General features: G+C 70.5%; 9 protein-coding genes. 2 read left to right on the top strand and 7 right to left on the bottom strand.

Going from position 1 to position 12,998, the window contains the following annotated elements; genetic code table 11:
• Positions 1 to 228 precede the first annotated feature (228 nt).
• Entirely contained in the window at positions 229 to 402 is a 174-nt protein-coding gene (locus tag ASG45_RS16185) for a hypothetical protein (RefSeq protein WP_156458758.1), read from the bottom strand.
• Positions 403 to 509: 107 nt separating this feature from the next.
• A complete protein-coding gene (gene rpsA / locus ASG45_RS08925; RefSeq protein WP_055835770.1) occupies positions 510 to 1,964 on the bottom strand; it encodes a 30S ribosomal protein S1 in 1,455 nt (484 codons plus the stop codon).
• A gap of 415 nt (positions 1,965 to 2,379) precedes the next feature.
• On the opposite strand from rpsA, the gene ASG45_RS08920 reads away from it, so the two are divergent.
• Positions 2,380 to 3,384 carry a lytic transglycosylase domain-containing protein gene (locus ASG45_RS08920; protein ID WP_055835766.1) on the top strand — a complete coding sequence of 335 codons (1,005 nt, stop codon included), beginning with the start codon at positions 2,380 to 2,382 and terminating at the stop codon, positions 3,382 to 3,384.
• A 28-nt stretch (positions 3,385 to 3,412) separates the two neighbouring features.
• Here ASG45_RS08920 and ASG45_RS08915 read toward each other — a convergent pair whose 3' ends face one another.
• On the bottom strand, positions 3,413 to 6,355 hold the full coding sequence (locus ASG45_RS08915) for a DEAD/DEAH box helicase family protein (protein WP_055835763.1): 2,943 nt from the start codon (positions 6,353 to 6,355) through the stop codon (positions 3,413 to 3,415).
• Between the two features lie 69 nt (positions 6,356 to 6,424).
• Here ASG45_RS08915 and ASG45_RS08910 point away from each other — a divergent pair, with 69 nt between their 5' ends.
• Positions 6,425 to 7,546: a hypothetical protein gene (locus tag ASG45_RS08910; protein ID WP_055835760.1), complete on the top strand. Its 1,122-nt coding sequence runs from the start codon at positions 6,425 to 6,427 to the stop codon at positions 7,544 to 7,546.
• A gap of 29 nt (positions 7,547 to 7,575) precedes the next feature.
• On the opposite strand, the gene ASG45_RS08905 is transcribed toward ASG45_RS08910, so the two are convergent.
• The 4 genes from ASG45_RS08905 to pgi form a co-directional block, all read right to left on the bottom strand.
• Entirely contained in the window at positions 7,576 to 9,270 is a 1,695-nt protein-coding gene (locus ASG45_RS08905) for an ABC1 kinase family protein (RefSeq protein ID WP_055835757.1), read from the bottom strand.
• A 52-nt stretch (positions 9,271 to 9,322) separates the two neighbouring features.
• Complete coding sequence (locus tag ASG45_RS08900; RefSeq protein WP_055835753.1) at positions 9,323 to 9,901, bottom strand: PadR family transcriptional regulator; 579 nt, start codon at positions 9,899 to 9,901, stop codon at positions 9,323 to 9,325.
• 90 nt (positions 9,902 to 9,991) lie between these two features.
• On the bottom strand, positions 9,992 to 10,897 hold the full coding sequence (locus ASG45_RS08895) for a hypothetical protein (protein WP_055835750.1): 906 nt from the start codon (positions 10,895 to 10,897) through the stop codon (positions 9,992 to 9,994).
• A gap of 365 nt (positions 10,898 to 11,262) precedes the next feature.
• Complete coding sequence (gene pgi, locus ASG45_RS08890; RefSeq protein ID WP_055835747.1) at positions 11,263 to 12,978, bottom strand: glucose-6-phosphate isomerase; 1,716 nt, start codon at positions 12,976 to 12,978, stop codon at positions 11,263 to 11,265.
• Positions 12,979 to 12,998: the final 20 nt, after the last annotated feature.

Genomic DNA, 12,998 nt, shown 5'->3' with positions numbered 1-12,998 from the left:
CAAGACCACAGATCAGGAAGTGGTTCGCTACATGAGGGGCTGCGGGGCCTTTCGGCCGCTCCGCTCTCCCCTGTGGGGCGAACAAGTAAAAGATTACGCGCGACACCCCGACTCAGCCAATCCAGCCACATCCCGGGCGTGTCGCACCCCCACACCCGCGGAAACACGCGGGAAACGACGAAGGCCCGCACGACGTGGAACGTCGCCGGGCCCGTGCTGCCGGATCGGTCAGACGCGGAGAGCAGCGCTCGAAAACTGCAGGGCAGCCTCGGTGTGTCCACCGGTGAACTCGATCCCGCCGAAGAACATCGCGCCGATGACGAGGGCGAACACGAACGCGATCGACAGGAACAGCACGGCGACGCCGGCGAGGGTGATCAGAAGGGGAAGTCGAGAAGCCATGGATCCATCTTGCCCTGTCCCGCGCCCGGGAAACCAGGGCTTGTCCCCACCGACGACCGAAGGCCGACACCTCCGAAGAGGTGCCGGCCTTCGATGTGAAGCGGTGATCAGCGACCGGAGAGCTTCTCGCGAAGCGCAGCCAGCGACTCGTCATCGGCCAGCGTGCCCTGGGCGGGCGACTCCGACGAGAACGAGCCACCGAACGTACCGGCGTCGGTCGGGTTCGCAGCCTCGGCCTCGAGAGCCTTGGCAACGGCGGCCTTGTGGGCCTCCCAACGACCCTGGGCAGCGGCGTACTCCTGCTCCCACTGCTCGCGCTGGGTGTCGAAGCCCTCGAGCCATGCACCCGACTCGGGGTCGAAGCCCTCGGGGTACTTGTACTCGCCACGCTCGTCGTACTCGGTGGCCATGCCGTACAGCGCCGGGTCGAACTCGGTGCCGTTGGGGTCGACCGACTCGTTGGCCTGCTTGAGCGACAGCGAGATGCGACGACGCTCGAGATCGATGTCGATGATCTTGACGAAGACCTCTTCGCCGACCGACACGACCTGCTCGGCGAGCTCGACGTGCTTGCCCGACAGCTCGGAGATGTGCACGAGGCCCTCGATGCCGTCGGCCACGCGGACGAACGCACCGAACGGAACGAGCTTGGTGACCTTGCCCGGAGCGATCTGACCGATCGCGTGGGTACGGGCGAACACCTGCCACGGGTCTTCCTGCGTCGCCTTGAGCGAGAGCGACACGCGCTCGCGATCGAGGTCGACCTCGAGGATCTCGACGGTGACTTCCTGGCCCACCTCGACGACCTCGGAGGCGTGCTCGATGTGCTTCCACGAGAGCTCGGAGACGTGCACGAGGCCGTCCACGCCGCCCAGGTCGACGAACGCACCGAAGTTGACGATCGACGAGACCGTGCCCTTGCGGACCTGGCCCTTGTGCAGGTTGTTGAGGAACGTGGTGCGCGACTCGGACTGCGTCTGCTCGAGCAGGGCGCGGCGCGAGAGCACGACGTTGTTGCGGTTCTTGTCGAGCTCGAGGATCTTCGCCTCGATCTCCTGGCCGAGGTACGGCGTGAGGTCGCGGACACGGCGCAGCTCGATGAGCGATGCCGGGAGGAAGCCACGGAGGCCGATGTCGACGATGAGACCACCCTTGACGACCTCGATCACGGAACCGGTGACAACACCGTCGTTCTCCTTGATCTTCTCGACGTCGCCCCACGCACGCTCGTACTGTGCGCGCTTCTTGGACAGGATCAGGCGGCCTTCCTTGTCCTCCTTCTGGAGAACGAGGGCCTCGACGTGGTCGCCGACGTTGACGACCTCGTTGGGGTCGACGTCGTGCTTGATCGAGAGCTCGCGGGAGGGGATGACACCCTCGGTCTTGTAACCGACGTCGAGGAGGACCTCGTCGCGGTCGATCTTCACGACGGTGCCCTCGATGAGGTCTCCGTCGTTGAAGAACTTGAGCGTCTTCTCGACCGCGGCCAGGAAGTCTTCGGCCGAGCCGATGTCGTTGATCGCGACCTGCTTGATAGCGGGGGCGGTCGTTGCGGTAGTCATGTAGTGGGTTGTCCTAGTGGGTTTGGTATCGGGCTCCGACTCCTGCGCCCAGAGATCAGGGAGACCCGGGCCGTCGGCACTCGGCCGCCCGAGGGCGAACGGATGCCATGAGTCGAAGCAGAGCGGATTGTGTGATGCGGTGCCACGGGGTCGAACGAGAACGGTCGAAGCCCCAGGAGTGACACTCCAGCCTAGCGCACCCATCCACTCGGCACGGTGGTCCGCTCGCGCCCCGTGCGGAATGCGGGCCACGGCATTCGGATTCAGCCTCGGATCGGCAGTTTTGCCCGTGCTGTGACCCGACGTCTGCCCAGGTGGCATCCAGACTGGCATGCCAGGCTCCCGGTTTTGTGCCCGCTGGACGCGGGCCGGACGTGCGACACCCGCGCCGTCCCCTCTACGTGAAACCGGTTCTATGCGCTCTGATTCGACACCCCTGTCCAACCGCCGTGCCCGCCGTATCGCCTCCCGCCGCTCGCGTCGTCGCCCCGTGCTGACGGTCGGGGCGCTCGTCGTCGGCGTCTTGGCCGCCGCCACCCTGACCGGCACCGCTCCGGCCGCGACGGCCTCGCCCGCCGACCTGTCGACCGCGACGTTCACTCTCGCCTCGACCACCACTCCGACGGCCCTCTCGGTCTCGGCCGGCCCCGAGGCCTACGAGGCACGTGCCGCCACCGCCACCGCCACTCAGACCCTCGCCGCGGCGACGGCCGTGCAGAACGACATCGCGGCATCGGGTCTCGACATCGGCCAGCCGGCCGTCGTCGACACCACCGCTCTCGAGCAGGCGACCGATCGACTCGAGGACGCCGCGGTGCTCCCGCCCGCCTTCCTGCCCGAGATCTCCGACAGCGTCTCGGCTCTGACGACGACCGTCGACCAGCGCGTCGCGGAACTGCGCGGCGGTCTCGACGCCGCGATCGCGAAGAAGGCCGAAGAAGAAGCTGCCGAGAAGGCCCGCCAGGAGGCGGAGGCCGCCGCGGCCGCCGCGGAGAAGGCCGCGGCCGAGGCGCGCGAGTCGTCGTCGTCGGGCAGCGGAAGCGGCGGCGGCAACACCGGCGGTGGCGGCGGTGCGTACGTCCCCGCCCCGTCGGGCGGAGGCACCGGCGACAACAGCGTGTCCGGAGCGCAGGCCAGCGCCCGCGCCATGCTCGGCAACTACGGGTGGGGCGACGACCAGTTCGGCTGCCTCGTGTCGCTGTGGAACAAGGAATCGGGCTGGAACTACCAGGCTTACAACGGCGGCAGCGGTGCCTACGGCATTCCGCAGGCCCTGCCCGGCAGCAAGATGTCGTCGGCCGGCGGCGACTGGCAGACCAACGCCGCCACCCAGGTCGCGTGGGGCCTCGGCTACATCTCGGGCCGCTACGGCAGCCCGTGCGGAGCCTGGTCCCACTCGCAGTCGGTCGGCTGGTACTGACCCCGGCGCGCTGATCGGCCTCGACCGGTCAGCGCCACCGCACCATCGAGCGCGTCGCCGCGGAGGATCTTCCACGGCGGCGCGCTTCGCTGAGCAGCGGAAGATTCTCGGCCGACGTCAGCTCGTGGAGCACGACGGGTCCGACCCTGCGCCGCCACTCCCCCGCGAATCGGACGGCGTCTTCCCGACGGCGCGCGATGCGCGACGGCACGGGGAGGAAATCGCGCGCGGTCGTCGGCGAGGCGCGATCGAGCACGGCGCGGACGATCCAGGGGCCGCCGCGGTCGATCTCGAGCACGAAGCGCGGTGAGCGGATCGGGCCGTACAGCTCGTCGAGGGCCGCCGCGAAGGTGCGTTGATCCTCCGGGGCCGCCGGTGGAATCCGCACGTCGAGTCGCACGCGTCGGGCGTCGACGCCGGTGCCCGTCACGACCGGGGTGCCCGATACCGAGGCGACACGGTCGGTCGTCACGAGCGACTCCCAGACCACCTCCGCCATGCGGCGGTGCGATTCGACGGCGTCGACCGCCTGTCGGCGGACGTTCGCCCACGCCCGTCCGAGAGGAACCGCGAGCCACACGCCGGTCGCCGTGGCCGCGAGGGCGATCACCGTGCCCACCGCGGACGGCAGAAGGAACGCCGCCACCACGAGCAGCGCCGGAACAGCCAGGGTGCCCGCGAAGACCGCGCCGAGAGACCGTGCCGCGCCGACGGTCGTGCGGAACACGGGCGTCGCCCGATCCCGCTCCAGAACCGTCGACACCTCTTCCCGATCGTCGTACGGCTCGCCGATCCGCCACTCGAGACGCGTCTGCGCGCGGGGCGGAACGCTGCGCAATCCGTCGACGTCGGCGAGGGCCACCCCCGGGACCTTCGCGATGACGTCGCTCAGGGCGCGGCGGCGGGCGACATCGAGGGCGGCACCGAGCCCGCGGACGATCTGCGTGGTGTCGTCGGCGTCGAGCCCCCACAGCCGTGCGTGTTTGCGGCGGAGGCGGGCGGCATCCGGTTGCGCCTCCAAGCCCACCGAAGGAGGGAGGACCGCCGTCACGGTCCAGTTGTGCGCGACCTTCTCGGGCCAGTCGGGGTCGAGGCGCAGGGTGCGTCCGCGCAGCTGCTGCGTGGCCGCCGCGGTGGCGACCATGCTCAGATCGATCAGCGTGTTGACCGCCGGGCAGTCCCATCCCTCGCCGAACAGGCCACGGGTCCCCACGACGACGTGGATCATCCCGCGGTCCAGCAGGCGGGAGGCCGCGCCCACGATCCCGCTCCCCCCGATCCCCCGCACGACGGCGACCTGTGCGTCGTCGTCGCTCGCCTCGGCCGAGACCTCGACCCCGAGTTCCGCCGACAGCGCGGGCAGCAGCGTCGACGCGTCGCGCGCCGCGATGCGCACGGTCGAGGAGGTGACGAGGAGGGCACGGAGGCCGGAGGTCGCGGCATCCGTCACCAGGACCGAGAACGTCCGCACGGCGCCGGCTCCGCCCAGGAGACCGCCGTGGACGTTCCCGTGCCGCACGAAATCGGTGACGACGAGGGCTCGCAGTCGATCGTCGCCCACCTCCCGCCGCTCGAGCGCGAGGATGTCGCACGCCCCCCGGTCCTTCGCCGACGACGACGCCAGGACCGTGTCGATCGGGTCGCGCGTGCGGCGGATGCCGCGATCGGTGAGGGCGTATCCGAAGTCGGCCAGGACGCGGCGGATCCGCCGCCACTCGTCGGCGCGCTCGGGATCGGGCAGCACTCGATCGAGCGCGTACCGCCCGAGAAGACGCAAGGTCTCGTCGGTGGTCGGTGGGCGCTGCGCGACGGCCGGGAGGCGGGCGATCACCGGGTCGTCGGGAACGACGAGCGACAGCATGGCCGCCGCGGCCTCGGCGGCGGGGAAATCGTCGGCGAACGCGGCCGCGAGGCGGCGATCGAGCGCATCGGGGACGGCGCCCGGCGCGGGCGGGGCGAGCGGATCGGTCGGGGCCGGCGCAGCGAGGGGCGGCTGGAGCACGTCGAGCAGGAAGGCGCGGCCGGGTCCCCCCGCGAAGGTGGTGCGCAGCGACACCTGCAGCGCCTCGGCGTGCGCGGAGAGGAAGAGCTGCTCCTCGGGTGTCGGCTCGACGACGTGGACGAGATCGCGGTAGGGCGCGAGATCCCCTTCGCGCACGACCGCCGGCACGGGGACCTCGAGATCGACCTCGCCGAGCAGCGACACGTAGTTGTCGTATTCGTCGGCGTCGTCGGGAGACGGGAGCGTCGCCGTCAGTCCGATGACCAGCGGCTCGCGTCCCCCCGCGCGGATACGGGCGAGCAGCGCGGCGACGACGAGCGCCCAGTGGTCGAGCAGGTGGTGGCATTCGTCGAGCACGACCGTCTCGACCCCGGCCTCGACGAGCCGGTCGAGCAGGGCGCGGGCGTTCGGGTGGAGCGCGGAGGCCAGAACATCGGCGTCCTCGCGGGCGAGGGACCGGCGGAGCGATCGCGAACGCGAGCGGATGCCACGCCGGTAGGCCGCGGGATTGCTCTCGGCGAGGGCGCGGAGCCACTCAGCCGCGGCCTCCGGCGTGCGGTCGTCGGCTTCGAGCTGGGTCTCCCACCGGCGACGCGCCAGCGCGGCGAAGGGCGAGGTCGCATCCTGCACGCTGATCGCCTGATACGTCAGCGCCGTGAGGTCGGCGGGCGCGGAGGGATCGTCGGACACCGCCGCATCGGACACCGCCGCGTCGGATGACGCCAGGCCCCTCGCCGCGCCGACCCACTGCGCACGGATGGCGGTGGTCGGGGCGAAGACGACGGTGCGCCGGCCGCGGCGCGCGGCGAGCAGCAGCCCGAGAAGCGTCTTGCCCGAGCCGGGAGGCGCGACCAGGTGCACGGGCGAACCGGCGTCGACGTCCACCCGGGCGAGCGCATCGGCCTGATACGCGCGCAGCGTGCCGTCGAAGCGCCACGCCGAGAGAGGGCGCGGGGTTTCGGGCGTCACCGGGCCAGTCTAGGTACGCGCCCACGAGCGGGCGGGAGCGGGCGCGAGCCCCGCGGAACAGGAGTCGGCGTGGACCTGCGCTGGTTGGACGCCCCCGCCGACGACGTGGCCGCCGCTCTCGCCGCCGCGGCCCCTCGACCACGGCCACCCTGGGTGCCCACCCGGCGGCAGATCGCGCTGCACGTCAACAACGGGTTCTTCCTGTGGTTCCTCTTCTTCGCGTTCCTGTCGATCGGCATCCGGGTCGACGGTGTGCAGGACGGCGTGGTGCGCGAGGCGGATGCCACGGCCTTCGTCGTGTCGTCGGTGATCGCCGCGCTGTGGCTCGCCGGAACGGCCGCGCTGTGGTGGTGGTCGCGGCAGCCGATGGCCTCGCGCACCCGTGTGCGTCACGGTCGCCGCGACCTCACCGCGCTGGCCAACGGGTACGAGCCGTCGCCCAGCTCCGCGGCGACGTTCTCGTCACTCGTCACCGATCACCGCCTCGGGGTGCGCGAGTATCCGCGGTTCACCGCGGGGCGGGTCGAGTTCGGCACCGTGCGCCCCCGCACCGCGCGCTCGCGACCACGACAATACGTCACCGTCACGCTCGCCTCGCCGCTCCCCCACCTCGTTCTCGATGCACGGGGCAACGACGGATGGGGCGCCGCCCTTCCGGCATCCATCGCCCGTCACCAACGGATCTCGCTCGAGGGCGACTTCGACCGGACGTTCCGCACCTACTCCCCCCGCGGCTACGCCGGCGACGCGCTGTACGTGCTGACCCCCGACGTGATGGCGGGGCTCGTCGACCACGCGTCGGGCTTCGACGTCGAGGTCAAGGACGCCCGGGTCGTCTTCTTCCGCTCGGTCGACGCCGACTACACCCGCGCCGAGGATTGGACGAGCGTCGACGCCGTGCTCACCCACGTGGCGCCCAAGATCCTCGCGTTGTCGCACCGCTACGTGGACGAGCGCGTCGACGGGCAGGACGCCGTGCAGGTGTCACGGGCATCGCGGGACACGGCCGCGTGGCGACCGCCCCACCCGATCATCGGACCGAGCGGGCGACGCCTGGACGCGCGCACCCCGCAGACGGGGTGGTGGCCCCTCGTCGGCCGAGTCGCCTGGGTGGTCTTCCGCACGGGCCTGTACGTCTTCCCGGCGATCTTCGCGTTCGCCGGGTTCATGTCGATCGTCGACGGGCGCTGAGACCGCGCCGCACAGGGCCGTCCGAGGGGTCAGGCTCCGTTGCGGCGCGCGATGAAGCCGGCGAGCAGGGCGTGCGACAGCGGAACCACCGACACGATCATCAGGATCGTGCCGAGCACGGACTGCTCGACCTGCAGCAGCACGCCGCCGACGAGCAGGCCCGTGAACAGCACCGACGACACGACTCGACGGATCATGCGCTCGAGATCGCGCAGACGACGCTCGATGCGCGGCGTCTCGACCGAGAGCGAGCCCTCTTCCAGGCGCGAGATGAGGTTGTCGGCCCGGCGCGGCAGGCGCGCGGTGACAGCGGCGACCGCTCCCACCTCGCGCACGAAGGCCTGAGCGGTGTTGCCGCTCTCTTCGCGGATCAGGCGCTGGGCGTAGGGCTCGACGGCATCCCAGATGTTGAAGGACGGGTCGAGCGAGCTGCACATGCCGCTGGTGAGCGACATGGCACGCACGATGAGGAGGAAGTTCTCGGGCAACTGGAACGGGAGGGCGCGCACCACGTCGCCGAACTCGATCGCGAACGACCGGAACTCGCGCGGATCGACCTCTTGGAGCTCGGCGAAACCCATTCCGCCGAAGCGCGAGAACAGCTGGGTCATCGCGCGTTCGAGCTGGATGGTGTCGGCGGAGGGCAGCAGCACTCCCACATCGCGGATGCCGTCGACCAGGCCCTTGCCGTCACGCGAGGCCGCGGCGATCAACACGCGTCGAAGCCCCCGACGGAGGCTGGGAGGCACCTCGCCCATCATCCCGAAGTCGATGAACGTGAACCGCCAGGCCGGGGTGGCGGCATCCGGGGTCGAGACGGGCGTCACGAAGACGTTGCCGGGGTGCGGGTCGGCGTGGAAGAACCCGTCGTCGAAGAGCTGGTCGAACATCACGGCCGCGAAACGCGCCGCCACCTCGGACGGGTCGATGCCCGCCGCACGGAGCGCGTCGACGTCATTGATCTTGATGGCCGTGACGTCCTGCAGGGTCAGCACGCGACGGGTGGTGCGCTCCCACACGACCTCGGGCACCGCGACTCCCCCCTCGCCGCCGAAGTCGGCGGCGAAGCGCTCGGAGTTCGCGGCCTCGTGCAGGTAGTCGATCTCTTCGAGGCTGGTGATCGCGAACTCCTCGACGAGCGAGGGCATGTCGACGCGGTCGCGGACGAGCGCGACTTTACTCAGCCAGACGCCCACCTTGCGGAGCGCCCGCAGGTCGACGTCGACGATCCGGTCGATACCGGGGCGCTGGATCTTCAGCACCACCGCGCTCAGGCCCGTCTCGGCGGCCAGTTCGTCGGTGAGAGTGGCGCGGTGCGCCTGGCCCAGCGACGCCGCGGCGAGCGGACGCTCGTCGACCCGGGCGAAGGCCCGTTCCAACGGCATCCCCAGCTCTGCCTCGGCACGGGCGCGCATCTGGGCGAACGGCACCGCCGGCACCTCGTCCTGCAGGCCCTCGAGCTGCTTGGTGATCGAGGGGGGCAGCACGTCGAGGCGCGACGACATGAACTGTCCGACCTTGATCATGAGACCGCCCAGGTCGACAGCCAGCACGTGGAAGCGCTGGGCTATGCGCTCGAGCCGCCGGGTGCGGCCCCGGGCGGAGATCCACCCGAGACCGAACCGCGGCAGGAACAGCTCATACCACCAGGCCTGCACGAGGTATCTCGCGGCGAACCGCGTGATCCGTCGGTAGCGGGCCTTCATGAGGGCGTCGTCGGTCATCGAATCTCCTGGATGCCGACGAGCGCTCCGCACGCGTCGAGCTCGAGCAATCTCAGCCCTGGGCGAGGATGGAGTAGAGCTTGCGACGCGCCTCGTCGAGGATCTCGACGGCCTGCGCGACCTGCTCCTTGTCGCCCGTGCGCGCGACCTGCGCCGCCGCCTGGGCCAATTCGACGCCGGCCTTGGGCAGTGCCGTCATCCGGCCGCTGTCACGCGAGGTCGCGGACTCCCACGGCGCGGTGCGCTCGGTGGTCTCGTCTCCCGCGGCCGCGCGGCCCTCGGCGGTGAGCGAGTAGGTCTTGCGACCGTTGGACTCCTCGGACTGCACGAGTCCTTCGTCGGTCAGCAGCTGCAGGGTGGGGTACACCGAGCCGGGGCTCGGCTTCCACGATCCCCCGCTGCGGTCCTCGATCTCGCGGATGATCTGGTAGCCGTGCATGGGCTGCTCGATCAGGAGCGAGAGGACGGCCGAACGCACGTCGCCCTTGTTCATACGCGGGGCGGCGTTGGTCTTCTGCTCGAACTGCGTGCGCAACTGCTCCATCGCGTCGAGGATGTTGGACATCGGCCAGCCGGGGGTGTTGTTGCCACCGCGTCCGCCGAACGCGTCTCCCAGGAATGAACCACTCATGACGACCTCCTTCGCGCGGACCCGATCTGGGCCAGCGATACATAACGATATATCGCTATCGGTCGGCGAAGGTCGCTCGCGGGCGAATTCTCAGTACCAGTTCACCGACTGCGAATGCCCCCAGGCGCTGCACGGCGTGCCGTATCCGCGCGAGATGTAGTCGAGGCCCCACGCGATCTGGGTGGCGGCGTTGGTCTGCCAGTCGTCGCCGAACGACGCCATCTTGCTGCCCGGCAGCGACTGCGGGATCCCGGTCGCACCGCTGGAGTTGTACGCCTGGTAGTTCCAGCCCGACTCCTTCTGCCACAGCGACGACAGGCACGAGAACTGGTCGCTTCCCCAGCCGTACTTCTGGGCCGAGAGCTGCGCCGCGTAGTCGCGCGCACCGTCGGGGGTGTTCACGCGGGCGAGCATCGCGGCGGCGTCCGCCTGTCGCTGCGCCTCGGCGGCGGCTGCGGCCTCGGCCTGTCGCTGCGCTTCGGCGGCGGCATCGGCGGCCGCCTTGGCGGCCTTCGCCTCGTCGAGGCTCCCCTGCACCTGCGCCACGCGCGCGGTGATGCGCTCGGTCTCGGCCTGCGCGTTCTGGCTCAGTGCGGGCACGAGCAGGACCGGCAGCAGGTCGGTCGAGTCGAGGCGCTCCACCGCGTCTTGGAGCGCGCTCGTGTCGATGGAGGCATCGCCGATCGACAGGGGAAGGCCGGTCGTCGCGACATCGGCCTCGACGGCCGTTGCGCTCGACAGCGCGGCCTGCGCCGCCGAGGTCGCGGTGGCGGCGCCGGTGCTGATGGCGTCGAGGGTCGGCGCCGTCGACACCGGTGCGGCGGTGCCGGGAGCAGAGAAGGAGGATGCCGAGGCATCGGGCAGCGACGTCGGCGCGGCGATCGCGAGCCCCGTGGTCGCCACGAGCCCGAAGGCGAGTCCGGCGCACGTGGCGGCGGTGACGAGGGTGCGACGGGCGCGGTGGACGTGGGCGAGCTTCAGGTCGGAACGCAGCAAGGAGGAATCTTTCGTCGGGGGCGCGACTCGTCGGGATCGAGCGCGAAATCGTGCCGTCGGGTCGGCACAAGTCCCCGAGTGTGGGTGGCGCTTCTGAGCGTTATCTCTTCGTTACCTGGGAGGGGCGTGAGAGCGCAGTGCCCTCGAACCACCCCTGGGCGGAGCCTGAGCGCGGCACCGGCGGGTGCATCGGGAGCGGAGCAATTTACGCCTGACCGGGATTTCCCTCACCGTTCGCGCGCCCCGACGGGGGTCGGCACCTCGCTCCACGGGCATCGCCAGCGCTCCCACGCGAAACGGGCCGATCCGCGAGCGAGAATTCTCGGCGGATCGGCCCGTTCGGCCGCGGTCGGCGGAATCGACCGTCAGGCTCGGTGCGCGCGGTAGTACTCGAGCAGGGCGGCGGTGGAGGCGTCCTGGGCGGCGAGGGCCTCGTCGTCGCCCTCGATCGCCGGAGCGATCTGGAGGGCCAACTGCTTGCCCAGCTCGACACCCCACTGATCGAAGGAGTTGATGCCCCAGATGGTGCCCTGCGTGAAGGTGATGTGCTCGTAGAGGGCGATGAGCTGGCCCAGCACCGACGGCGTCAGCGACGGCGCGAAGATCGACGTGGTCGGGCGGTTGCCCGGGAAGGTGCGTGCGGCGACGAGGGCGCCGGTCGTTCCTTCGGCCTCCACCTCTTCGGCGGTCTTGCCGAAGGCCAGGGCCTTGGTCTGGGCGAGGAAGTTCGCCAGGAACAGCCCGTGCACGTCGCGTCCGTTGTCGGCGAGCGGGTAGGCCGGGTTCGCGAAGGCGATGAAGTCGGCCGGGATGAGCCGCGTGCCCTGGTGGATCAGCTGGTAGAACGCGTGCTGACCGTTCGTGCCGGGCTCGCCCCAGAAGACCTCACCGGTGTCGGTGGTGACGGGAGTGCCGTCCCACCGGACCGACTTGCCGTTGGACTCCATCGTGAGCTGCTGCAGGTACGCCGCGAAGCGGTGCAGCTGCTGGGCGTACGGCAGGACGGCGTGCGACTGCGCGCCGAGGAAGTTGGTGTACCAGACGTTCAGAAGGCCCATCAGCACGGGCACGTTCTGCTCGACGGGCGTGGAGGCGACGTGCTCGTCGACGACGTGGAAGCCGGCGAGCAGCTCGCGGAACGCGTCGGGGCCGAGGGTGATCGCCAGCGACAGACCGATCGCCGAGTCGACGGAGTAGCGGCCGCCCACCCAGTCCCAGAAACCGAACGCGTTGGTCGGGTCGATGCCGAAGGCGGCGACCTTGTCGAGCGCCGTCGACACGGCGACGAAGTGGTGGGCGACGGCGTCGGTGCGCGCGGCGTCGGTGTCGTCGATCGCCCCCGCTGCGGCGAGCTTCTGCCACAGCCAGTCGCGAGCGAGGCGGGCGTTGGTCAGGGTCTCGAGCGTGGTGAAGGTCTTGGACGCGACGATGAACAGCGTGGTCTCGGGGTCGAGATCAGCGGTCTTCTGCGCGATGTCGGTGGGGTCGATGTTGGAGACGAAGCGCGCGTGGATGCCGGCGTCGGCGTACGGAAGGAGGGCCTCGTAGACCATGACCGGACCGAGGTCGCTGCCGCCGATGCCGATGTTGACGACGGTGGTGACCTTCTTGCCGGTCACCCCGCGCCACTCGCCCGCCCGCACGCGATCGGCGAAGGCGCTCAGGCGGTCGAGCACCTCGTGCACGTCGTGATCGATCTGCTGGCCGTCGACCACGAGGGCAGGCGCGGCGCCCGCCGGGCGACGCAGGGCCGTGTGCAGCACCGCGCGGTCTTCGCTGGTGTTGAGGTGTGCGCCCCGCAGCATGTCGGCGAAGCGCTCGCGCACGCCCGTCTCGCCCGCGAGAGCGACGAGGGCGTCGAGCACCTCGGCGGTCACGAGGTTCTTGGACAGGTCGACGTGGAGGTCGCCGACGCTACGCGTCAGGGTGCTCGTGCGGTCGGCATCCGCGGCGAACCAGCCGCGCAGGTCGGGCTCGAAGGCGTCGCGCAGGGCGGTCAGTCGGGACCAGGCGGCGGTGGTGGTGGGGTCGATAGGCGCAGTCACGAACTCCACGCTAGCGATCCGGACGGCAGCGCACATCGCGGATGACGAAGCCGGGG

Source organism: Microbacterium sp. Leaf436 (genome assembly GCF_001424715.1).
Taxonomy (GTDB): Bacteria; Actinomycetota; Actinomycetes; order Actinomycetales; family Microbacteriaceae; genus Microbacterium.
This window is presented reverse-complemented; position numbering and strand designations above follow the sequence as displayed.